At 32.1% G+C, this 23,706-nt stretch carries 26 protein-coding genes; 15 read left to right on the top strand and 11 right to left on the bottom strand.

Annotation, left to right across the window (positions count from 1 at the left end; genetic code table 11):
* Positions 1-3: 3 nt before the first annotated feature.
* The 8 genes from ACQYZ7_RS04990 to ACQYZ7_RS04955 form a co-directional block, all read right to left on the bottom strand.
* Entirely contained in the window at positions 4-477 is a 474-nt protein-coding gene (locus ACQYZ7_RS04990; RefSeq protein WP_430728666.1) for a TspO/MBR family protein, read from the bottom strand.
* On the bottom strand, positions 464-1,165 hold the full coding sequence (locus tag ACQYZ7_RS04985; protein WP_167444715.1) for a lycopene cyclase domain-containing protein: 702 nt from the start codon (positions 1,163-1,165) through the stop codon (positions 464-466). The genes ACQYZ7_RS04990 and ACQYZ7_RS04985 overlap by 14 nt, the downstream gene beginning before the upstream one ends.
* A complete protein-coding gene (locus ACQYZ7_RS04980) occupies positions 1,162-1,617 on the bottom strand; it encodes a beta-carotene hydroxylase (RefSeq protein ID WP_430728665.1) in 456 nt (151 codons plus the stop codon). Before ACQYZ7_RS04980 ends, ACQYZ7_RS04985 begins: the two co-directional genes overlap by 4 nt.
* Positions 1,614-2,060: a hypothetical protein gene (locus tag ACQYZ7_RS04975; RefSeq protein WP_430728664.1), complete on the bottom strand. Its 447-nt coding sequence runs from the start codon at positions 2,058-2,060 to the stop codon at positions 1,614-1,616. The genes ACQYZ7_RS04980 and ACQYZ7_RS04975 overlap by 4 nt, the downstream gene beginning before the upstream one ends.
* Positions 2,057-2,899 carry a phytoene/squalene synthase family protein gene (locus ACQYZ7_RS04970; protein WP_430728663.1) on the bottom strand — a complete coding sequence of 281 codons (843 nt, stop codon included), beginning with the start codon at positions 2,897-2,899 and terminating at the stop codon, positions 2,057-2,059. The genes ACQYZ7_RS04975 and ACQYZ7_RS04970 overlap by 4 nt, the downstream gene beginning before the upstream one ends.
* A complete protein-coding gene (locus ACQYZ7_RS04965) occupies positions 2,883-4,364 on the bottom strand; it encodes a phytoene desaturase family protein (RefSeq protein ID WP_430728662.1) in 1,482 nt (493 codons plus the stop codon). Before ACQYZ7_RS04965 ends, ACQYZ7_RS04970 begins: the two co-directional genes overlap by 17 nt.
* Positions 4,365-4,441: 77 nt before the next feature.
* Positions 4,442-5,398, bottom strand: coding sequence for a fasciclin domain-containing protein (locus ACQYZ7_RS04960; RefSeq protein ID WP_430728661.1), 957 nt, complete (start codon positions 5,396-5,398; stop codon positions 4,442-4,444).
* A 211-nt stretch (positions 5,399-5,609) separates the two neighbouring features.
* Positions 5,610-6,503 carry a MerR family transcriptional regulator gene (locus tag ACQYZ7_RS04955; RefSeq protein ID WP_430728660.1) on the bottom strand — a complete coding sequence of 298 codons (894 nt, stop codon included), beginning with the start codon at positions 6,501-6,503 and terminating at the stop codon, positions 5,610-5,612.
* A gap of 111 nt (positions 6,504-6,614) precedes the next feature.
* On the opposite strand from ACQYZ7_RS04955, the gene ACQYZ7_RS04950 reads away from it, so the two are divergent.
* A complete protein-coding gene (locus ACQYZ7_RS04950; RefSeq protein ID WP_430728659.1) occupies positions 6,615-7,565 on the top strand; it encodes a GSCFA domain-containing protein in 951 nt (316 codons plus the stop codon).
* Positions 7,566-7,576: 11 nt separating this feature from the next.
* Here ACQYZ7_RS04950 and ACQYZ7_RS04945 read toward each other — a convergent pair whose 3' ends face one another.
* Positions 7,577-7,858: a rhodanese-like domain-containing protein gene (locus ACQYZ7_RS04945; protein WP_115900133.1), complete on the bottom strand. Its 282-nt coding sequence runs from the start codon at positions 7,856-7,858 to the stop codon at positions 7,577-7,579.
* Between the two features lie 34 nt (positions 7,859-7,892).
* Complete coding sequence (locus tag ACQYZ7_RS04940) at positions 7,893-9,650, bottom strand: aromatic amino acid hydroxylase (RefSeq protein ID WP_430728658.1); 1,758 nt, start codon at positions 9,648-9,650, stop codon at positions 7,893-7,895.
* Positions 9,651-9,765: 115 nt separating this feature from the next.
* Between ACQYZ7_RS04940 and ACQYZ7_RS04935 the strand changes: the two genes are divergently transcribed.
* The 6 genes from ACQYZ7_RS04935 to ACQYZ7_RS04910 all read left to right on the top strand — a co-directional run bounded on the left by ACQYZ7_RS04935 (position 9,766) and on the right by ACQYZ7_RS04910 (position 14,805).
* Positions 9,766-10,533, top strand: coding sequence for a M48 family metalloprotease (locus ACQYZ7_RS04935; protein ID WP_430728657.1), 768 nt, complete (start codon positions 9,766-9,768; stop codon positions 10,531-10,533).
* 26 nt (positions 10,534-10,559) lie between these two features.
* The gene (locus ACQYZ7_RS04930; protein ID WP_430728656.1) at positions 10,560-10,958 is read left to right on the top strand and encodes a hypothetical protein; all 399 of its coding nucleotides are present in this window, start codon (positions 10,560-10,562) and stop codon (positions 10,956-10,958) included.
* Between the two features lie 164 nt (positions 10,959-11,122).
* Entirely contained in the window at positions 11,123-12,640 is a 1,518-nt protein-coding gene (gpmI, locus tag ACQYZ7_RS04925) for a 2,3-bisphosphoglycerate-independent phosphoglycerate mutase (protein ID WP_430728655.1), read from the top strand.
* 12 nt (positions 12,641-12,652) lie between these two features.
* Positions 12,653-13,183 carry a thioredoxin family protein gene (locus tag ACQYZ7_RS04920; protein WP_430728654.1) on the top strand — a complete coding sequence of 177 codons (531 nt, stop codon included), beginning with the start codon at positions 12,653-12,655 and terminating at the stop codon, positions 13,181-13,183.
* Positions 13,184-13,212: 29 nt separating this feature from the next.
* Positions 13,213-14,031, top strand: a complete 819-nt coding sequence (gene map, locus ACQYZ7_RS04915; RefSeq protein WP_430728653.1) for a type I methionyl aminopeptidase — start codon at positions 13,213-13,215, stop codon at positions 14,029-14,031.
* Between the two features lie 3 nt (positions 14,032-14,034).
* Positions 14,035-14,805: a class I SAM-dependent methyltransferase gene (locus ACQYZ7_RS04910; protein ID WP_430728652.1), complete on the top strand. Its 771-nt coding sequence runs from the start codon at positions 14,035-14,037 to the stop codon at positions 14,803-14,805.
* Here ACQYZ7_RS04910 and ACQYZ7_RS04905 read toward each other — a convergent pair.
* The gene (locus ACQYZ7_RS04905; RefSeq protein WP_430728651.1) at positions 14,802-15,773 is read right to left on the bottom strand and encodes an FAD:protein FMN transferase; all 972 of its coding nucleotides are present in this window, start codon (positions 15,771-15,773) and stop codon (positions 14,802-14,804) included. The genes ACQYZ7_RS04910 and ACQYZ7_RS04905 overlap by 4 nt on opposite strands.
* Positions 15,774-15,903: 130 nt before the next feature.
* On the opposite strand from ACQYZ7_RS04905, the gene ACQYZ7_RS04900 reads away from it, so the two are divergent.
* From ACQYZ7_RS04900 to ACQYZ7_RS04865, 8 genes are all read left to right on the top strand, one after another.
* A complete protein-coding gene (locus tag ACQYZ7_RS04900; RefSeq protein WP_430728650.1) occupies positions 15,904-16,752 on the top strand; it encodes an OmpA/MotB family protein in 849 nt (282 codons plus the stop codon).
* 190 nt (positions 16,753-16,942) lie between these two features.
* Positions 16,943-17,398, top strand: coding sequence for a 50S ribosomal protein L13 (gene rplM / locus ACQYZ7_RS04895; RefSeq protein WP_430728649.1), 456 nt, complete (start codon positions 16,943-16,945; stop codon positions 17,396-17,398).
* A 2-nt stretch (positions 17,399-17,400) separates the two neighbouring features.
* Entirely contained in the window at positions 17,401-17,787 is a 387-nt protein-coding gene (rpsI, locus tag ACQYZ7_RS04890) for a 30S ribosomal protein S9 (protein WP_115899978.1), read from the top strand.
* A gap of 143 nt (positions 17,788-17,930) precedes the next feature.
* The gene (rpsB, locus tag ACQYZ7_RS04885; protein WP_430728648.1) at positions 17,931-18,683 is read left to right on the top strand and encodes a 30S ribosomal protein S2; all 753 of its coding nucleotides are present in this window, start codon (positions 17,931-17,933) and stop codon (positions 18,681-18,683) included.
* Between the two features lie 91 nt (positions 18,684-18,774).
* Positions 18,775-19,743: a translation elongation factor Ts gene (tsf, locus tag ACQYZ7_RS04880; RefSeq protein ID WP_430728647.1), complete on the top strand. Its 969-nt coding sequence runs from the start codon at positions 18,775-18,777 to the stop codon at positions 19,741-19,743.
* A gap of 110 nt (positions 19,744-19,853) precedes the next feature.
* On the top strand, positions 19,854-20,564 hold the full coding sequence (gene pyrH, locus ACQYZ7_RS04875; RefSeq protein ID WP_115899975.1) for a UMP kinase: 711 nt from the start codon (positions 19,854-19,856) through the stop codon (positions 20,562-20,564).
* 48 nt (positions 20,565-20,612) lie between these two features.
* Entirely contained in the window at positions 20,613-21,167 is a 555-nt protein-coding gene (gene frr, locus ACQYZ7_RS04870) for a ribosome recycling factor (protein ID WP_430728646.1), read from the top strand.
* A 97-nt stretch (positions 21,168-21,264) separates the two neighbouring features.
* Positions 21,265-23,628, top strand: a complete 2,364-nt coding sequence (locus ACQYZ7_RS04865) for an efflux RND transporter permease subunit (protein WP_430728645.1) — start codon at positions 21,265-21,267, stop codon at positions 23,626-23,628.
* Positions 23,629-23,706 lie beyond the last annotated feature (78 nt).

Here is a 23,706-nt window from a genome sequence, read left to right as displayed (position 1 = left end):
AGTTTAATTATTTAATACAATATATGCGTTGAGACTGGTTGCAATCGTCATCCATATTAAATACGGAAGTATAAATAGGGTATACCATTTTACTTTTTTTAAATACTCAAAAGTGAAATAACCTACGAGTATCCACAATAAAGCAATTACTACTAAACCTAGTTTTGTTAAATGTTGATTGAAGAAAATATAATTCCAGCTTACATTTAAAACCCATTGGTCTATATATAAAATGAGTACTTTTTTGTTTAAAAATTCATGTTGAAAACTCACTTTAGTCATATATACAGAAAACAATACCATAATGGTTGTCCATGCTGCTCCAAAAACCCAACCTACCGGTGTCCATGGAGCTTTGCTTAAAGATAAGTACCAATCTGTTCTTGGTCCTTCGTTCATTAACCAAGCTCCAATAGCTAAAGCTGAAAAATTAGCTATTAGGAATATTAAAAATCGTATGTATTTATTTTCTTTCAAGTTTTTTTCTTTTTAAAGAATTGAAGATTAATTGTACTGAAAACAACATTGTAAATGCATAAAAAATGTCTTCAAAGGGTATGGTAAAAATTCTAAACCCTAAGTTTTCTGAGTTGTTATACCAAACAACTGGTTCTTCTATAAAGCTTCCTGTTAAAATTCCGTTGACGATTAAAAAAGGAACTAATATTACCAAGAAGCTTGGATAATATTCTTGTAACGTATTCAAATGGTATTTTAACGCATAGCCCAACAGCAATAAGAATAGCATAAAGTTAACTGTTGTATACCATTTTCCGAAGTTAAAAATCAATAATAAACTCACTAAAACTATGAGTAAAAAGCTTATGATTACTGTCATTGACTTTGACATTTTAAACTTTGGAAATAAAAATTTTAATGCTTCATGTGTAAATAAACATGCATAGGGTATACAAAAGAAGAACATCCATTCTTCTATTGGCATGTGCAGTAATTTTAAGGATAAATGGTAATCAGGGTTAAAACCCCACACTCCTATTTGCGTAAACCAACTGTCCCAAATCAAAAAAAACAAGGCAACTAACAAAATACTAAGCGCTGCTTGTTTGAAATATTGTATAAAGTGTAGTTTTTTTTCAAAAACACTATACAATAGCGGAATACTTAAACTGCCTAGATTTAATATTAGATATAAATACTGACTCACTGTCTTTTATTAAAATATTTAAAGGGCACAAACAACATACCGAAACATTCTCCGTCGTGTTTTCCCAAATGTTTGTGATGAATTTTATGTGCTTTTCGTAATCCTTTTAAGTATTGATTATTTGTTTTGTCAAACCACTTAAACCTTCTGTGAATTAACACATCATGCACCAAGAAATAGGCAATACCATAAAATAATATTCCTAGGCCTAGGAAAAACAAAACATTTAATTCTGGATGAATTCCAAAGTAAAAAAGCAACATACTAGGAATAGCAAAAACCACGAAAAAGGCATCGTTTTTTTCAAACACATGTGGATAGCCTGGTTGATGATGGTCTTCATGTAAATACCAACCAAAACCGTGCATCACATATTTATGTGTGCACCAAGTAACACCTTCCATAACAATAAACGTTAATGTAGTTACTGCTATGTAAATTGCTATATTCATAATGATGTATTATTAATTATATATGTGTGTAAATAACTTACACTGTCTTTTTTTTGGAGTGCTTCTTTTAAAAACTGTTTATCTTTTTTTATAGAAGATTTATATCCTAAAATACTTGGTGTATTTTCTTGTATTACTAAGCGAACATATCTTAAATGAATATTGTTAGGATTCTTTGAAATTAGTGTTTCTAGTTTATTCTTTTCTGTATTAAAAACTTTCAATTTACTCCACGGCATCATTTTATATTTTGCCTGCTTCATTTGTAAAGAAACTACATAGGCTTGTATACTTACTTCTTTACTGTTTTTATATTTTTTTATGTAAGATAATTCTGCTTCTTTAGTAGCTAATTCATGGTATTTTATAACAAAATTAGGTGCATTATTGAAGCCTATAATCGACATAAAGAACAGTACTCCTAAGATACCACTTTTTATCATATTAAGTTCAATTTATACTTTACATAACTTCTTGCCAATAGATTAATTTTCATCGGATTTGAAATTCGAATTCTAGTATCCATGATTTTTGTTGAAGGTGTATCTTTTAGCTTTTTTAATAGTTTTTTATAATACCTGTATGCCATATACACTCCAAATTTTGCTTCAACTGGTAACTTTAAAATTCCGTTTTTATAAGCAAAGTCAAAATCGTCTTCTATTTCTTTAATAATTGTATTTTTCCCTTCCGCACTTAAATCTCCAAAATTGATATTTGGAAAATAAGATCTATTCAACTCGTTAAAATCTTCTTTTAGATCTCTTAGAAAATTTACTTTTTGAAACGCTGATCCTAAACGCATTGCAGGCTCTTTTAGCTCCTCGTATTTTTGCTGATTTCCATTTACAAAAACCTTTAAACACATTAATCCGACAACATCTGCAGAACCATATATATATTCATTATACTCTTCTGTAGTTGTATATTCTGTTTTGTACAAATCAGCTTTCATACTTTTTAAAAACGATTGTACTAAGTCATCAGAAATTTTATACTTATTTACAGTATGTATGAAAGAGTTTAGAATAGGATTTAAACTAATTCCTCTATTCTTAGATTCATAATAATCTCTTTCAAATTTTAATAGTAATTGCTCTTTATCATATTTATGAAAAGAGTCTACTATTTCATCCGCAAAGCGTACAAAACCATAAATATTATAAATATCAGCACGTATTTTGGGTGATAACATCTTCGTGGCTAACGAAAACGAGGTGCTATACTTTTGAGTTACTAACTTACTACATGCATAAGAAACCTCATCAAATAATTGTTTCATCTTTGTACGTTTTTAAAATTAAATCTGAAGCTATTTTTCCTGAAATTAAAGACGGAGGAACCCCTGGTCCTGGTACTGTTAACTGTCCTGTAAAAAATAAATTCTTTACTTTTTTACTTTTTATCTTGGGTCTTAAAAATGCTGTTTGCGTTAAAATATTTGCTAAACCATAGGCGTTCCCTTTATACGAGTTATACTCTTTTATAAAATCATTTACACAAAAACTTTCTTTAAACAACATATGTTCTTTGACTGCTTGGTTTGTTAGCTTTTCTAATCTTTCAATTATAATATTAAAATAGCGCGCTCTCAACTCAGGAGTATCCTCTACACCCGGTGCTAACGGAATTAAAAAAGTGGCAACTTCTTTTCCTTGAGGCGCAAGAGAACCATCTGTAATCGAGGGAAAGCTCGCATAGAATAAAGGTTCTTTTGGCCAACTAGGAACATCATATATTGTTTTAGCGTGTACATCAAAATCTGTATCAAAAAACAGTGTATGATGACATACGTTTTTTAATTTTTTATCGAACCCCACATAAAAGAGTAATGATGAAGGTGCGAATGTTTTTTTATTCCAATAACTTTCTGAATACTGCCTAAGGTATTTAGGAAGTAGCGTTTCGGTATGATGGTAATCTGCCCCACTTAACACTAGATCAGACTCCATTAATTTCCCATCTACTGCAACACCAACTGCTTCCCCTTTATCATTCACTACAATTTCCTCAACACTTGCATTGGTTTTAAATTCCACGCCTAAGCTAGTAGCTAGAGTAATCATAGCCTCAATTACTTTGTACATTCCTCCTTTTGGATGCCATGTGCCTAAGCCGAAATCAGCATAATTCATAAAATTATAAAACGCTGGGGTATTGCTTGGTTTTGCTCCTAAAAACAACACTGGAAATTCTAAAATTTGAATTAGTTTTTTACTTTTAATCTTCTTTCTTACTTCTTGTCTAATAGTAGAAAAAAACTGAAATATTTTACCCATAGTAACTGGGGTTACCAATTCTAAAGGAGAAATTCCTGGTTTATACACCAAATCGTTTATAGAAACATCGTAATTATATTTTGCTGACTTTAAAAAAGACTGAAGATGTTTTGAGCTTCCTTTTTCTTCTTTTTCAAAAACTTCATAAATCTCTTCTAGTGTTCCTGGAATTACAATTGAATCTTTTTCTCCAAAGTAGACTTCATAAGCAGGATTCAACCTTTCCAATTCGTAATAATCTGATGGTTTCTTACTAAAGTCAGCGAAAAACTTCTCAAAAACATCTGGCATCCAATACCATGTAGGACCTATATCAAAAGTAAATCCTTCTCTCAATAATTGTCTTGCTCTCCCACCAATGGTAGCATTCTTTTCTAACACAATTACTTCATATCCAGCCTTGGCTAAATAACATGATGCCGACAAAGAAGAAAACCCTGAACCTATTATGTATACTTTTTTTTTCAAATTATTTCTTATAAATATAATTAAATTAATTACGAGTGAAGCTTAAACCCCCACTCGTAATCACAAGCTTACCTTAACTAAGGTAAAAGAACACTATCTACCACATGAATTACCCCATTGGTTCCTTGTACATCTGTTAATGAGATTACAACAGACTGCCCTGAACTTGTATCTAATTTTGCTCCGCTAGATAAATCAACTGTAATTATGTTACCACCAAACATTATAATTTCTTGGTTATCATTTAATTCACCTGACTGTACATTTCCTCCCGCAAATACATGATATTTTAACACTGCTTCTAATGTTGCAATTGGAACATCGGCTAATGAGTTCCAAGAATCATTACTATCTAACAATGCTTGAAATGCATCATTTGTTGGTGCAAAGATTGTATATGGTCCATCCTCTTTTAATAAAGAAACAAAATCTGTAGTATGACGATCATCTGTCAAAGCTGCAACCAAAGAGGTAAAACCACTGTTATTTAATGCTAAAGTCACTACATTAGCAGGCAACATCACCTTATCTATCGTGTGTATAACTCCATTTGAAGCCATAATATCTGTACTTATTGGTTTTGAATCTCCGTTAAACTCTACAGTTCCATCAACTTCTACTTGTAATGACAACATTTCATCATTAGGTCCTGTTGATAGTGTGTTTACATAAGTATTAGATAAATCAGCTGCTTTTACCTCACCACTTACAACATGAAACAACAATACAGCTTTTAATGTTTCTGTGGGAATATCATCTAATGAATTCCATGAGTCATTACTATCCAGCAACACCTGAAATGCTGCGTCTGTAGGTGCAAAAACAGTAAAAGGTCCATCTGCTTGTAACGCAGATGCTAAATCAGCCTTTTGTAAAGCAGATACCAAGACTCTTAAATTAGAGTCTGCAACTGCTATATCAACTATATTCTTCGGTTCTTCTATTACTGGGTCATCATCACTACATGATGTTAATAAACCAAAACTTAAAAACAAACCCAAAAACAATACCGAGCTCAAATTCTTTACTTTCATAATTTCACACTTTAAATTAATGCTTACTCTTATTTTTTATAGTCTATTTTTCAGCTTCGGTAGACTTTGTTTATTTTATGCTAAAAAACATTAAACAAAATTAGTTTCGTTAAAAAAATATGCCTTGAAAATCAAAACATTAGTCAAAACTACATATTTTGTTTAATAAAAACAAATAAAACATAAACAAAACTAAGTTGTTCAAAAAAAATTAGAATTGATTTAAGAATATTTTAAGTGAAGAATACACTGTTATTTTTGCTTTAAAATCAATATTATCAACTGCCATAGCTTTATTTCCTATTGCTATTAATTCATGATCAGTATTTTCAAGTACCTTTTCAATTTCTAAAAAATATTCTTCTACTTTATCATCGTAAGGCTGGACAGTCATTGAAGTAATGAAACAAACTTTTGTTTTGCTTTTAAAAAAGTAATCTAAATTATCTAAAGGTAAACTTTGCCCTAAGTATATCGTATTATAGCCTCTTAATATAAGTTCATAATTTAAATACATTAACCCTAACTCATGAATTTCATTCTCAGGCAAAAACAACACATAACTCACTTCTGAGTTACCATTAGAATATTCTAGTTTTTCTATATTGATTTGTATTTTCTGAACAATCAAATTCGAAATAAAATGCTCATGTGCAGGCAATAGGGTATCTGTTTGCCAAAGCAAACCTATATGATTTAAAAAAGGAACAAAAACGTCTTTAAAAATTTCTCTAAACGTTTTTCTTTTAAGTAATCTGCTATAAGCATTATTGAACAATGTTTTATCAAACTGAAACATTGCCAACTTTAAAGAGTTTATTGCTTCATCGTTTACAGCCATTTTAAAAGCCAATTCTCTAGCTTTTAAAACAATTGTATCATCAGACATTTCCGCTATTTTAGAAATCTTGATATTATTTTTGTTTAACAAGACTACATTCAATAATTTTTGTAAATTTTCAGAAGAGTAATAACGAATATTTGTATCCGTCCTATCAGGAGACAATAAGTTATAACGTTTTTCCCAAATTCGTATGGTGTGCGCTTTTATACCTGAAATATTTTCCAGATCTTTTATTGTGAATGTCGATTTTATATTGTTCAATTTATTTTGTTTTCGATTAAACAAAGATACAAATTTTAACAAACTACAAACTTATACCGCTTTTTCTGAAGATTTTATCCTTATTTTTGATTGTTATTTTTCTCAAAACTCATGAATTTTCAGACGCAAATACCACTTACAAAACAAAAACACAATCAAATTAGCTACCAATCAAAGCTATTATTATTAGGTTCTTGTTTTTCTGAAAACATTGGTGATAAACTAGACTATTATAAATTTCAATCAAAACAAAACCCATTGGGTATTTTATTCCACCCAAAAGCGATTGAAAGTTTAATAACAAAAGCTATAAACGAAGAAAAATATACCGGTAAGGATATTTTCTTTCACAATGAACGTTGGCATTCTTTTGAAGCACATTCTAACTTAAGCACTTCTGACAAGGATGAGTTATTAAACAACTTAAATTCATCAATACAACAAACTTTTCAGCAGCTGAGAAACGCCACGCATCTTATTATCACTATAGGTACTGCTTGGGTTTATCGAGAAATCACTTCAGATACTTTGGTTGCCAATTGTCATAAAGTTCCGCAAAAAAGATTTTCAAAAGAATTATTAACTGTTGAAGAAATTTCAGAGAGCTTAGAAGCTATCGATTCTTTAGTTATATCAATAAATAAAGATATTTCAATTATTTATACGGTGTCTCCTGTGCGACATATAAAAGATGGTTTTATAGAAAATCAGCGTAGTAAAGCACATTTACTTTCTGCCATACATCAAGTAGTAGAACCTAGAAACAATTTTTATTATTTCCCTTCATATGAGATTATGATGGATGAGTTACGTGACTATCGTTTTTATAATGAAGACATGATCCACCCAAACAAAACCGCTATAAATTATATCTGGGAAAAATTTAAAGAGGTTTGGATTACAGAAAAATCTAACCAAACTATGCAAGAAGTTGAAACCATTCAAAGAGGCCTAAATCATAAGCCTTTTAATCCTAGTTCAGAAGCACATCAATCATTTTTAAAAAAGCTGCAACAAAAAAAGGAAACACTTTTACAAGCATTTCCTTTTATAAACTTTTAATCTTTATGTATTTATTTTACTAAAAATTGATCTACATTTTGCCAAGGGCCTCCATTAATTACATCTATTCCATGATTTTGTAAAAACTCGGCTGCTTGTCCGCTTCTACCACCACTTCTACATACTGCAATTACTGGTTTGTTCCACGATTTAATCTCATCTACATTTGTAGGAATCGTAGCTAACACAATATGCTTAGCCCCTTCGCTATGCCCTTCATTCCATTCTGCTAAAGTTCTTACATCTAATACAACCGCTCCTTTAGCTAAATATTCCTGTATTTCGTTACTCATATTTTTCTTTCTAAATAAATTAAATAATCCCATTTTATACTTCTTGGTAATTTTCCAACAAAAGTAAACCGTTTTCAATTAACGTAGTGTAACTCTTGTTACTTTTCATGTTTTCAATGTATTCACGTAACGTTTCTTTTATTGAAAAATTGTTTAGCACGGCTAATTCTAACAACTCTAATGGCAATAACCAATCGTTTTTAAACTGCGAGTTTACTTCTTTAAAAATTTCCTGAATTTTTTCCTCAGAAACCATGCCATTTTCTCTTACCTCTCTTACTTTGTCATACAAACTATATAACCTTTTATCTGATTCAGAGTACTGAATTTTATGTGTTTTAGTTTCCGATACTTTTCCTACATCTCCAAAAGAAACCACATCTGCTGACCCAGCAAAAGCTGATACTACCTCAACACCAACTGCCATATCATACACTCCCCAATCTGGGTGAAATAACAATGTATCACCATGAGTTACAATACAGTTTTTAAAAGAAATTAGTAAAATCCTACCTCGTAAATCTCTTGTTCCAGTAATAACTTCTCCTACTACTTTTATTCCTCCTTCAAACTCTAACGTAACTTGCTCTCCTTCATAAATTCCATAAGCCTTCAAATCACGTGGACTCATATTTTCTATCGGAATATTAATTCCTTTTAATTTCCCTATCGGACTTCCAAAACCTTCTGCATGATAAGTAATTCCGTGACCTATTAATTCTTTATCTCTATTTGCTAACGCAGTAGGACCTGTCGTTTGCACATAAATAGCTTTGTTATTTTCATCGGTAATTACATTGATAAAAACTCCTGATATTTGAACACCAGTACTTAACTCAATAGTTCCTACATTTTTGGAATTTATTAGCTTTTCTACACCTTTCAATCCTCCTGTTCGTATTGCCATCTTATTCGCAAACTGCTCCAACACCAAACTTAAGTGAGCAAAATCTGGTGTAACAAATAATTGAGGTTGTGGCTTTGTAATATCAAAACTTACGTTAGCAGCATCCAATGTATACGGAACTTTTTCTACCTCATTTTTCATACACCATTTACTTTCTCCTATGGAAGATAGCAATCCTGCTCCATAAATTTTGGGGTTTTCAAGAGTTCCAATCAATCCATACTCAACCGTCCACCAATGTAGGTTTCTTATTTGAGCCATTTCAGAAAGCTCACCCATATTATCTTGTAACCACTCCACTTTTTCTTGTGCTTCATCAATATCTTTTTGAGTAGAGTTAGGATCTTCTTTTAAAATAGATAACAAACGAATAGCTTCATACATTTCGTAATCTTTTGCAGAAGAAATCGCTTTTGCTCCTATTTCGCCAAAACGTCTTAAATATTCAGCGTACTCTGGATTTGCGATAATTGGCGCGTGACCTGCTGCCTCATGAATAATATCTGGTGCAGGCGTATATTCAATATGATCTATTGTACGCATATCGGATGCAATTACTAACACATTATATGCTTGAAACTCCATAAAAGCATTTGGCGGTATAAATCCATCTACAGACACTGCTGCCCAACCAATCTCTTTCAAAATACGGTTCATCCCTTGCATATAAGGAATTTTTTCTACTGAAATACCTGTTTTTTTTAGCCCATCTAAATACGAATCATGTGCTACTTTTCCTAAATAATCTACATTCATACGCATCACATAGCGCCATACAGCTTGATTTTGAGCCGTATATTCATCATATGGCTGCTTTACCACAAATTTATGTAAGTGCTTGGGTAACTTCTTAGTAACTTCGTTTAACTCAAAGTGAGGCTCCATAATATTGTTTGTTTTGCTGTGTAAATTTAAGTTTTTTATAGTTCACAAAAAATTGATATCCGTTAAATTATATATTTTGTATTTTTACTTTCGGGACTAATAAAACAACATATTGATGAAAATTAAAGGAGGTTTTAAAACTCGTTTACTTATAGGAATAGCTATTGTAGCTTTTGCTTATTTACGTAAATGCAGTCAACAAGAGACAAACCCTTATACAGGAAAAACACAAGCCGTAAGCTTATCTCCAGAACAAGAAATTGCTATCGGACTACAACAAGCTCCTATAATGACTCAGCAACATGGAGGCTTGTATCCTAACGAAAATGCTCAAGTATTAGTAGACAAAATAGGTGCTAAGCTTGTAAACAACACCGTAGCAAAAAAATCTGGCTACCAATTCGACTTTCACCTTTTAAGAGATGAAAAAACAATTAACGCTTTTGCCTTACCTGGCGGACAAGTTTTTATTACTCATGCTTTATTTTCTCAATTAAAAAATGAAGATCAATTAGCAGGAGTTTTAGGACATGAAATAGGCCATGTATTAGGAAAACACTCTAATGAACGAATTACTGATGCTAACTTCTGGAAATTACTAACCATGGGGGCTTCTGTAGGTGCTGATTTGGGACAATTAGCCAATAACATCGGACAACAAACTTTATTAAAAAATGGTCGTGGTGATGAATTAGAGAGTGATGAATTAGGTGTAAAATTAATGATTGATGCTGGTTATAATCCTGAAAGCTTAATTGGGGTCATGGAAATTTTAAAAGCAGCAGCTGGCCCTAATAGAGTCCCTGAATTTCAGAGTACACACCCTGATCCTGAAAACAGAATTGAGAAAATTAAAGAAGCTATTCGTAAGTATAGAAAATAATTATTTGTTTTATAAAACAAACAGAAATGAGAAAAATACTTTATGAAACTGAAAAATTAAAAATTGAACATGAATGGGAAGATACATTCCTGATAAATAAGTCAACAAATCAAATACTTTTAAAAGATGATTTTTATGGAGATCCCGACTGTGGACTCATAGACAAGAATAATAAATGGGCAGTCATTGGAGGAGACCACTTAACTATTTGGTCCCAAAAATCATGGAAAAGAATTGAGAATAAAGATTTAAAGTGGATACATTCGTTAAAATATGTAAATGATAATATTTTTAGAATTTTAATCGATCCTTGGAGTGAAAAACCAGCAATTTGGGAATTTAACTTAAAGACTTTTGATTACAATAAAATTCGAGATTTTAACGACTATAATGGAAGATTGTATCAAGACCAAGTAACCTGGTAAGACATAAAGTTGAAAAAAGAAACAAAACCCAACTGATTAAGGAGAGTATTCTCTACTTTTTATTCTTGGGGATATTAATTTACATTGCATTTACTTTTGTTTTTGTGAATTCCTAAAATATTCCCCAAAAATCTTTCTTATTTTTGCAGTGCAACACACAACAAATGAACAAGAAAGTAATTTTAATGATTTTGGATGGATGGGGAATTACCCAAGATCCAAAAGTATCGGCCATATACAACGCTAAAACCCCATTTATAAATTCGTTATACGATAAATTCCCTCATGCACAGTTAAGAACTGATGGCGAACATGTTGGTTTACCTGAAGGGCAAATGGGAAATTCGGAAGTTGGACACATGAATTTAGGTGCTGGTAGAATTGTATATCAAAACCTAGCTAAAATTAACAAGACTCTAAAAGAAGGAACTTTAGCTCAAGAAAAAGAACTTCTAAATGCTTTTGAATACGCAAAGGCAAACAATAAAAATGTTCATTTTTTAGGATTAGTTTCTAATGGAGGAATTCACTCTCATATTGACCACCTAAAAGGGTTACTATCTGCAGCTAACAATGTTGGTTTAGATAATGTATACCTACATGCTTTTACTGACGGACGTGACTGTGATCCAAAATCAGGAAAGTACTTTATCAACGACATTCAAGAACACATGCAAAAAACAACTGGTGAGCTAGCAACAGTTACCGGTCGTTACTATGCCATGGATCGTGATAACCGCTGGGAACGTGTACAACTTGCTTACGAAGCTTTGGTAAACGGAAAAGGAGCTTTTTCTTCGGATGCTCTAGCTAGTATTCAACAAAGTTATGATGCAGATGTTACCGATGAATTCATTAAACCAATAGTGATGGTTGACGAAAATCAACAACCAAAAACCACAATTAAAGAAGACGACGTTGTTATTTTCTTCAACTTTAGAACAGACAGAGGGCGTCAATTAACAGAAGCTTTGAGTCAAAAAGATTTTCCTGAATTTAATATAAAAAAACTCCCGTTATATTTTGTTACCATGACAAGCTATGATGACACTTTTAAAAACATTCATGTTATTTACGACGGAAAAAATATTGAAAACACCTTAGGTGAAGTGTTAGAATCAGCTGGAAAAAGTCAAATTAGGATTGCTGAGACAGAAAAATATCCACACGTTACTTTCTTTTTCTCTGGTGGAAGAGAAGATGAATTTACAGGAGAAAAACGTTTGCTATGTCCATCTCCAAAAGTAGCTACCTATGATTTAAAACCTGAAATGAGTGCTTATGAAATTCGCGATGCTATTGTTCCTGAACTACAAAGCGGTAATGTTGATTTTGTATGTTTAAACTTTGCAAATGGAGATATGGTAGGCCATACTGGAGTTTTTGAAGCAGCTGTTAAAGCTTGTGAAGCTGTTGATAGTTGTGTAAAAGATGTAATAACTACGGCACTGGATAACGATTACACCACTATTTTAATCGCTGATCACGGAAACTGTGAAACAATGATTAACCCAGACGGAACACCACACACAGCACACACCACCAATCCTGTTCCTATGATTTTAATTGACAAGGAGTTAAAATCAATAAAAAGTGGTATTTTAGGCGACGTTGCTCCAACCATTTTAAAATTAATGGGGGTTGAACAACCTAAAGAAATGACACAACATTCGCTTATTTAAAAAATATATCTTATGAAAAAAATCGTATACCTTTTTGTAGCCTTACTTATTATTTCTTGTGCATCGACACCAAAGAACCTAGCAACAAAAAATGAAAATGGAAATTTAGTTGGTATTGCCACTAAAAAAGACTTCCAACAAGAACCATACGGAAGTGATTGGTTCAACGATTTTTATTCATATTACGAAACAGATAAAGTTACCGTAAAAAAGCTAAAACCATATCTAAAAGACATAAAGATAAAAGGCTTTATGGGAACTTGGTGTGGAGATAGTAAAAGAGAAATTCCTAATTTTTATAAAATTTTAGACGAAGCCAAATTCGACTATAAAAACCTTGAATTAGTCACAGTAAACCGTCAGAAAAAAGCCAATGGTTTAGAAGAAGGTTTCAATGTAATTCGAGTTCCAACTTTCATTTTTTATAAAGACGGAAAAGAAGTTGGCCGTTTTGTAGAACACGCTATTGAAGATAGCTCAGTTGAAGAAGATTTCTTAAAAATACTTTCTGGTCAAGAATACAAACATCCATATCAAAAATAACTGTAAATTTGCGCCTCAATATTTTTACCATGATTAAACCAAAAACTAGAGAAGAAATTGAATTAATGCGCGAAAGTGCTTTAGTAGTATCAAAAACCTTAGGTATGCTTGCCAAAGAAGTAAAACCTGGAGTAACTACGTTGTATCTTGATAAACTTGCTGAAGATTTCATTCGTGAGCAAGGAGCAATTCCTGGTTTTTTAGGTTTGTACGATTTCCCAAACTCTCTTTGTATGAGTCCAAACTCACAAGTGGTTCATGGAATTCCAAACAACACACCTTTACAAGAAGGTGATATTATTTCTATTGATTGTGGTGCTATAAAAAATGATTTCTATGGAGACCACGCTTATACGTTTGCTGTAGGTGAAATTGCTCCCGAAACTCAAAAACTACTTGACGTTACTAAAGAAAGTTTATATGTTGGTATTCGTGAACTTAAAGTAGGAAATCGTGTAGGTGATGTAGGATTTGCAATTCAAAACTTTACCGAAAAGCATGGCTATGGTGTTGTTCGTGAATTAGTAGGTCACGGATTAGGACGTAAAATGCACGAAGATCCAGAAATGCCTAACTACGGACGTAGAGGTCGTGGTAAAAAGTTCATAGAAGGTATGGTAGTTGCCATTGAACCTATGACTAATATGGGTACACAAAAAATTCGTCAACACAGTGATGGATGGACCATCACTACTTTAGACAATAAACCTTCTGCCCACTTTGAGCATGATGTAGCCATAGTTGATGGTAAACCTGAGTTACTATCTACCTTTAAGTATATATACGATGCTTTAGGTATTGAAAGTAATGAAGAGGACGAATTTAGACAACAACCTTTAGTTATATAATTTGTGTCTTTATTTAAAGTAATACTTAATACTATACCTAGACCATTATTAATCAAAGCCAGTTATTGGGCTCGTCCTATTATTACTTGGTGGTTAAAAGGAGATAATTTTACGGATCCTATCGACGGAAAATCATTCAAGAAGTTTTTACCTTACGGGTATGGAGTTCAACGTGAAAATGCACTTTCTCCTTCAACACTGTCGTTAGAGAGACATCGTTTGATGTGGCTTTTTTTACAGCGAGAAAGCAACTTTTTTTCTTCTAATAAAAGGTTAAAAGTATTACATATTGCTCCTGAACAGTGTTTTTTAGACCTTTTTAGAAAGCAACAAAACTTAGAATACACTACTTCTGATTTAGAGTCACCTATTGCAGATGTAAAAGCAGATATTTGTGATCTTCCTTTTGAAGACAACTCTTTCGATGTTGTTTTTTGCAACCATGTATTAGAACATATTTCTGATGATACGAAAGCGATGCAAGAATTGTATCGTGTAATGAAAGTTGGTGGGTTTGGTATTTTTCAAATCCCGCAAGATTTATCTAGAGAAACTACTTTTGAAGACGATTCTATTACCGACCCTAAAGAGCGCGCAAAAATATTCGGTCAGTATGATCATGTACGTGTGTATGGTCGTGATTACTTCAACAAGCTTCGTTCTATCGGGTTTAGAGTTGATGAAATTGACTACACAAAAAAAATCACTCCAGAAAAACTAGAACGATTTGCTTTAATGAAAGGCGAGATTTTGCCTGTATGTTATAAAAACTAGTTAGTATACTCCGCTAGCTCATCCGTATCACTATGATATAGTAATACTACTTTTAACTCTGGATGCTCTTGTAAGAATGCTTTGGTTTTTTCTAATCCCATAGCTAAAAAAGCAGTTGCATACGCATCTACATCAGCACAGTCTCCTTTTAGTCGAACTGACACACTTAGTAAATTACTCTCTTCGGCCAATCCTGTTTTTGCATTTATAGTATGTACAATCTTTTTTCCTTCGCTATTCACTTTAAATTTTCTATAGTTACCTGAAGTTGCCATAGATTCATTATCCAACTCTATTATTTTTTGAACCGATCGAGTTCCGTCAACATTTGGTTTTTCAATGGCAACTTTCCATAGCTCGCCTTTCTTCGTTCCCCTTGCTCTAATCTCTCCTCCTATTTCTACTAGATAATTATGAACATTTTTTGACTCTAAAAATCTCCCAACTACATCTACTCCATATCCTTTTGCAAAAGCATTTACATTAAACTCAATATTTTCACTTTCTCTGTAAACCTTTCCATCTTTTAAAACAACTTTATCAAAACCTACATTTTCCATCAACCCTTTAATCTCTTCTGAAGTTAAGCTCTTCTTTTCTTTACCAGAGCCAAAACCATAAGCATCAATTAATCTCCCAATCGTTGGATCAAAATAACCATCTGTTTCTTTATAAATTCTCTTTGCCTTTTCAAACACTTCTACAAACATATCATCAACCACTACGGTCGTATCTCCTTGGTTAATTTTTGAAATATCAGAAGTAGGCATGTATGTTGATAAGGATTTATTTACCAAGCTAAACAAACTATCAATAGGTTTCTGGTAATCAACTTTATCCAAATAAGTTATGTGATATGTAGTACCGAAAACAGCTCCCTGCAACTTAACTGTATTCTCTTTTTTTTCTTCCTTACAAGCTATTACCAACAATAATGAAACCACTAAAAGCGTTATCCTTTTAATCATCTTTAAAAATTTAGTCACAAAAATAATATATTCACACTTCATAAAAGATTGTTAATTCTCTTTTTTGTGTCTTCATTTTTATAAATTTGCTTAACTATTAATAAATACATCTAAAAAAAATCAGAATAAAATGAGAAAAGTATTTTTATTCCTTACCGCTTCTATTTTACTAGCATCTTGTGCTTCTACAAAAGAATTAGAAGCAATAAAAGCTAAACACGAACAAACAAAAGAAGAATTATTAGCTGTAAAAGCTAACTTAACAAAATGTTTAGTTGAAAAAGAAAACTGTGAAGACAAAGCTTTTTCTTTAGAATCTAGAGTTACAGAACTTAAAAGAGATAAAGAAAACTCTTTACAACAAGTTGAAAACTTAACAGTGCTAACTAAGGGTGCTAATGACAACATTAAAGAAACACTATCTCAATTAAGCAAAAAAGACAAGTACATCAACAAAATTAGAGAAGCTGCTTCTAAAAAAGATTCATTAAACCTAGTTGTTGCTTTCCATTTAAAGAGAGAGCTACAAGATGGTATTGATGATGAAGACATTGAAGTAAATGTTGAAAAAACTGTAGTATTTATTTCAATTTCTGATAAGTTATTATTTAAAAGCGGAAGTTATACTATTAACGACAAAGCTTCTAAAGTGTTAGAGAAAGTTGCAACTGTAGTTAACGGACAACCTCAAATGGACGTTATGGTTGAAGGACATACTGATAACACTCCTGTAAGTGCTGGTTCAGCATTAAAAGATAACTGGGGATTAAGTGTATTACGTTCTACAGCTATTGTTCGTGAATTACAAGGAAAATACAATGTAGCTCCAAGCAGATTAATTGCTGCTGGTAGAAGTAGTTATGTTCCATTAGTAGAGAACAACAGCCCTACTAACAAAGCTAAAAACAGACGTACAAAAATTATAATCTTACCAAGGTTAAATCAATTCTTTGATTTATTAGACCAAAAGGTAGAATAATTTTAAAACATATAATTTCAAAAAAGCGTGCTTAAAGCACGCTTTTTTTTATGAAGTTCATTTAACTAAAGTAAACAGCTTAAAAATTAAACTAACACGCTATTTGTCAATCAAATAATTAATCGTACATTTGCAGACCTTTTTAAAGGACAAAAATTATTATTAATAGACAAAAACTAATCGTGTAATTATGAACACATTAAGTTACAAAACAGTATCAGCTAATAAAGCTACCGTAAACAAAGAGTGGGTTTTAGTTGATGCGGACGGGCAAACATTGGGTCGTCTAGCTTCTAAAGTTGCAAAACTTATTAGAGGTAAGTACAAGACTAATTATACTCCTCACGTAGATTGTGGAGACAACGTTGTTATTATCAACGCTGAAAAAATCAACCTAACAGGTAAAAAGTGGACTGATAAATCTTACATCCGTCACACAGGATACCCAGGAGGTCAAAGATCATTAACTGCTACAGAAATGTTCGAAAAAGATCCTACAAGATTAATCGAAAAAGCAGTAAAAGGAATGTTACCTAAAAACAAATTAGGTAGTGCGTTATTCAGAAATTTATATGTTTACGCAGGTACAGAGCATGATCAAGAAGCTCAAAAACCTAGAACTATTAACCTTAACGATCTTAAATAATTATGGAAACTGTACACAAAATAGGTAGAAGAAAAACAGCTGTTGCTCGTGTTTATGTTTCTCAAGGAAGTGGAAACATCACTGTCAACAAAAGAGAGTTTAAAAACTATTTCACTACACCAACTTTACAATACAAAGTTCAACAACCTTTAATGTTAACTGAAAACTTAGAGGCTTACGACGTTAAAGTAAACGTATATGGTGGTGGTGTTACTGGTCAAGCTGAAGCTATTCGTTTAGCAATTACTAGAGCATTAGTAGCTATTAACGAAGAAAACAAAGCTGTATTAAAACCAGAAGGGTTATTAACTCGTGATCCAAGAATGGTTGAACGTAAGAAATTCGGTCAGAAGAAAGCACGTAAGAAATTCCAGTTCTCTAAACGTTAATATTTTTACTGGACTTGTTTCAGTATTTAAATGTTTTGAGACTGTTATTTATAAATCAATTTTTAACAGTTTAGTATCTAAATATTTCAGACTTAATAACTACTGAAATATTGCGAAAACAGAACGTAAACACATTTATTAAAATGGCAAACATTCAAGAATTATTAGAAAGTGGCGTACACTTTGGTCACTTAACAAGAAAATGGAACCCTAACATGGCTCCATACATTTATACAGAGCGTAATGGTGTTCACATCATCGATTTGTACAAAACTTCAGCTAAAATTGACGAAGCTTCTGCTGCGTTACAAAAAATAGCTAACTCGGGACGTAAAATCTTATTCGTTGCAACTAAAAAGCAAGCTAAAGATATCGTTGCTGAAAAAGCTGAAGCTGTAAACATGCCTTACATTACTGAGCGTTGGCCAGGTGGTATGTTAACAAACTTCGTTACTATTCGTAAAGCCGTTAAGAAAATGACTTCTATCGATAGAATGAAGACTGATGGTTCTTTTGATGCATTATCTAAAAGAGAAAAATTACAAATCACTCGTCAACGTGAAAAATTAGAAAAGAATTTAGGTTCAATTTCTGATATGACTCGTTTACCAGGAGCTTTATTTGTAATTGATGTAAAGAAAGAGCACATAGCTGTTGCTGAAGCACAAAAATTAAACATTCCAATCTTTGCAATGGTTGATACAAACTCTGATCCTAGACCGATTGATTTTGTAATTCCTGCAAATGATGATGCTTCTAAATCTATCGATAAAGTATTATCGTATGTAACAGATTCAATTGCTGAAGGCTTAACTGAAAGAAAAGCTGACAAAGAAAAAGCTAAAGCTGATAAAGAAAAAACAGCTGAAGCTCCAACAAAAGAAGAAGCAAAATAATTTTTAATTTAAAGGTTTCATTACATTGAAACCTTTAAATTTTTACAACTTTGTACAACAATATATTTACAACTAAAAAATAACGATAGAAATGTCAGTAAAAATTAGCGCTGCAGACGTAAAAAAATTAAGAGAAACTACCGGAGCTGGTATGATGGATTGTAAAAATGCATTAGTAGAAGCTGAAGGTAATTTTGATAAAGCTATTGAAATTTTACGTAAAAAAGGACAAAAAATCGCTGCTAAAAGAGCCGATAGAGAGTCTACTGAAGGTGTAGCTATTACAAAAATTAGCGATGATAACACTTACGGTGTTGCTATCGTATTAGCATGTGAAACAGATTTCGTATCAAAAAACGATTCTTTCAAAGAATTAGCGCAAGAATTTGTAAACATCGCTTTTAACTACAACACAAAAGAAGAGTTTTTAGCTGCTGATTTTGGTGGAGTAACCGTTGCTGAAAAATTAATCGAGCAAACAGGAGTTATCGGTGAGAAAATCGATATTACTGCTTTCGAAAAAATCGAAGCACCATATGTAGGAGCTTATACTCACGTTGGTAAAATTGCTGCTATAGTTGGTTTAACTGCTGTTGTAGATAATGCTGCTGAGTTAACTAAAGACTTAGCTATGCAAGCTGCTTCAATGGGGGCAACTTCTTTATCTTACAAAGACTTTGATCCTGCTTATGTAGCTTCTGAAACTGAAGCTAGAATTGCTGCAATTATAAAAGATAACGAAGAATTAGTACGTTTAGGTAAAACTTTAAAGAACGTTCCTCAGTTTGTTTCTCGTTTACAATTAACTGATGAAGCTATCGCTAAAGCTGAAGAAGAAGCTAAAGAGCAATTAAAAGCTGAAGGTAAACCAGAACAAATTTGGGATAAAATCTTACCAGGTAAAATGGAAAGATTTATCTCTGACAATACTACTTTAGATCAAGAACAATGTTTATTAGATCAAAAGTTTATTAAAGACGAAAAGAAAACTGTTGCAGAATACGTTTCTTCTTACGGTGATGTTGAAGTTAAAAACTTCGTAAGAGTTACTTTAGGATAATTCTCAACAACTATATTATAGAAAACCATCCATTTTTGGGTGGTTTTTTTTTATGTGTTAAAATTAGAATAAAAAAAATATGTAGCTTTGCACAACTTTCAACAAAACAAATGCAATACAAAAGAATCCTTTTAAAATTAAGTGGTGAGGCACTAATGGGAGAGCGTCAATATGGAATTGACCCAAACAGACTTAAAGAGTATGCCCAAGAAATAAAACAAGTTATAAATAAAGGCGTAGAAGTAGCCATTGTAATTGGTGGTGGAAATATTTTTAGAGGAGTTGCTGGTGCTAGCCAAGGTATGGATCGTGTACAAGGTGACCACATGGGGATGTTAGCTACTTGTATTAACGGATTAGCATTACAAAGTGCTTTAGAAGACGAAGGAATCCATACACGTTTACAGACCGCTATTGAAATTAAAGAAATTGCAGAACCTTATATAAAACGTCGTGCAAATCGTCATTTAGAAAAAGGGCGTGTTGTAATTTTTGGTGGAGGAACAGGAAATCCATATTTTACAACCGATACAGCAGCTGTATTAAGAGCTATTGAAGTTAATGCTGATGCTATTTTAAAAGGTACACGTGTTGATGGTATTTATACAGCAGATCCTGAAAAAGATAAAGATGCTGTTAAGTATGAAAATATTACCTTTAAAGACGTCATTGAAAAAGGCTTAAAAGTAATGGATATGACAGCTTTTACCTTAAGTGAAGAAAACAAATTACCAATTATTGTTTTTGATATGAACAAACAAGGAAACCTATTAAAATTAGTTTCTGGAGAAAATATTGGAACAATAGTTGACAACGAATAAATTGAAAAATTATCCTCAAACTGTTTGAGGTTTTTAAATACGAACAAAATGAACGAAGAGATTGATTTTATTTTAGATTCGACGAAAGAGGCAATGGATAAAGCTATTAGCCACTTAGAAAAAGAATTAGCAGGAATTAGAGCTGGTAGAGCCACTCCTGCTATGTTAAGTACAATTATGGTAGATTACTACGGTTCTCAAACACCATTATCACAAGTAGCAAACGTAAATACTCCTGATGCTAGAACCATAGCAATTCAGCCTTGGGAAAAGAACATGTTACAAGAAATCGAAAAAGCTATTATGCTTGCAAACATCGGTTTCAACCCAATGAATAATGGAGAGAATATTATAATCAATGTTCCTCCATTGACAGAAGAGCGTCGTAAAGGATTAGCAAAACAAGCAAAAGCTGAAGCAGAACATGCCAAAGTAGGAATTCGTAATGCACGTAAAGATGCTAATAACGAAATTAAAAAAGTGGATATTTCTGATGACATGAAGAAAAATACTGAAGCTCAAGTTCAAACATTAACTGACGATTACGTAAAAATAATCGATGAAAAATATACTGTTAAAGAAAAAGAGATTATGACTGTATAATTTCATTTTAAAAAATAGTTAAAAAAGAGCGTCATATGACGCTCTTTTTTTCGTTTAATTAATTCATTTAGCATAACTTTGCTGAAATTTTTTTTGGATGACTTTTTGGACCAAAATCGCAGGCTTCTTGTTGCGAAATCGTTACTTAGTTTTAATTACTATTGCTATAATTACAGGGCTTTTAGTCACTCAGATGAAATATATGCGCTTCTCATATGCAGAAGCCAATTTACTTCCTACCGATCATGAGGTTAACCTTGAATATAATAAGTTTTTAGAAATCTTTGGAGAAGAAGGTAACCTTATTATTTTAGGTGTAAAAGATTCTACAATATTTACACCTGCTAAATTTAACGCATGGAATAAGCTTGTTAAAGATTTAGATACTTTACCACAAGTAGATTTTACCGTTTCTGTTGCAGATGTTCAACAGTTAAAGGCAGATAGAAAGAAACGAAAGTTTGTTGTTGAACCACTATTTGAAGAAGCTCCTTCTACTGATGAGGAAATTAAAAATATAAAGAAACAACTTTTTGAAAAGCTTCCTTTTTACAATAATTTACTATACAACGATAAAGGTACTTTACAAACAGCTATTTATTTAAATAAAGATATTGTAAACACTCCTATTCGTAAAGATTTTGTTTATGATGTATTAATCCCTACCATAAAGTCTTTTGAAAAAGATCATAAAATAGATGTTCGTGTTTCTGGTATGCCTTATATAAGAACCTTGAATTCTCAGAACATCACAGATGAAATGGGAATTTTTGTTATAGGTGCCTTACTCATAACTGCTATCATCTTTTTCTTCTTTTTCCGTTCATTTAGAGCTACATTTATTACTTTACTAGTAGTAAGCGTTGGAGTAACTTGGGCTTTTGGTTTTATGGGGTTATTCCGTTATGAAATTACTGTATTATCAGCTTTAATTCCGCCTTTAATTATTGTAATTGGAGTACCTAACGCAGTTTTTCTGATTAATAAATATCAACAAGAAGTAAAAAAACACGGAAATCAAGCAAAATCATTACAACGTGTAATTTCAAAGGTTGGAAATGCAACATTGATGACCAACATTACTACTGCTTCAGGTTTTGCTACTTTTATATTTGTTAAAAGTAGACTAATGCGTGAATTTGGTGTTTTAGCATCTGTAAACATCATTAGTATTTTTATTTTGGCGTTATTAATCATTCCGATTATATACAGTTTTATGCCTCTTCCAGAGAAAAAACACTTAAATCATTTAGAAAAAAAGTGGATGGGCAATGTTGTTTCTTGGATGGAACGCATGGTGAAAAAGCAACGAATTGCCATTTATATCACTACCGTTTCTATAATCATATTAAGTATGATTGGACTATACATGATTCGTGTATCAGGTAGTTTGATTGAAGACATGCCTAAAGGAAAACAGTTTTATAAAGATATAAAGTTTTTTGAATATGAGTTTGGAGGAATTATGCCTCTAGAAATTTTAATTGACACCAAAAGAGAAAAAGGTGTTATGAAACTTTCTACACTGAAAAAGATGGAAAAGCTCAATGAAACCATTGAAACTTTTCCTGAATTATCTAAGCCTATTTCTATTACCAACTTAGTAAAATACTCTAAACAAGCTTACTACAACGGAAACCCAAAATACTATCAACTACCGACAAGTCAAGAAAAAACTTATATTTTTTCGTATACTAAAAACTCAGATAGTAACTCCGGAATGCTGAAAAACTTTGTGGATAGTACCGGACGTTACGCACGTATCACTACCTTTATGAAGGATATTGGCACTGATAAAATGGATATTATCCAAGAGCGACTACAGGCTGTAATTAATAAGCAATTTCCAGGTGAAAAATTTGACGTTTCTCTAACAGGTAAAGCGTTAGTTTTCTTGAAAGGAACCAATTACCTAATTAAAAACTTAGTTATCTCACTATCCTTAGCAATAATATTAATTTCAATATTTATGGCGTGGATGTTCCGTTCTCCTCAAATGATATTAATCTCACTGATTCCTAATATGCTCCCTCTATTAATTACTGGCGGGTTAATGGGGTTCTTTGGCATCCCTATAAAACCTTCAACAATTTTAGTATTTAGTATTGCCTTTGGTATTTCGGTAGATGATACAATTCACTTCCTTGCTAAATATCGACAAGAACTGCTAGCTAACAATTGGAAAATAAAACCTGCTGTATACTCAGCTTTAAGAGAAACAGGAGTAAGTATGTTCTATACTTCTATTGTACTTTTCTTTGGGTTTTTAGTATTTACTGTTTCAAGTTTCGGTGGTACTATAGCCTTAGGAGGTTTAGTTTCTGTTACATTATTGTTAGCCATGGTTTCAAACTTATTATTATTGCCTTCTCTCCTACTTTCGTTTGAGAAGAAGATAGCAAACAAGAAAGTTTTAAAAGAAACTAAGTTTAAAATATTACCTCCAAAGGAAGACAAATAAGGTTAGCATCAAGGAGTCATATTTTACTCATAAATACTTATTTTTTCTATTGAACTTAACGAGTAAAAGTTAACTCTT

The sequence above is a fragment of the Tenacibaculum sp. SDUM215027 genome (assembly GCF_050566205.1).
GTDB lineage: Bacteria > Bacteroidota > Bacteroidia > Flavobacteriales > Flavobacteriaceae > Polaribacter.
This window is presented reverse-complemented; position numbering and strand designations above follow the sequence as displayed.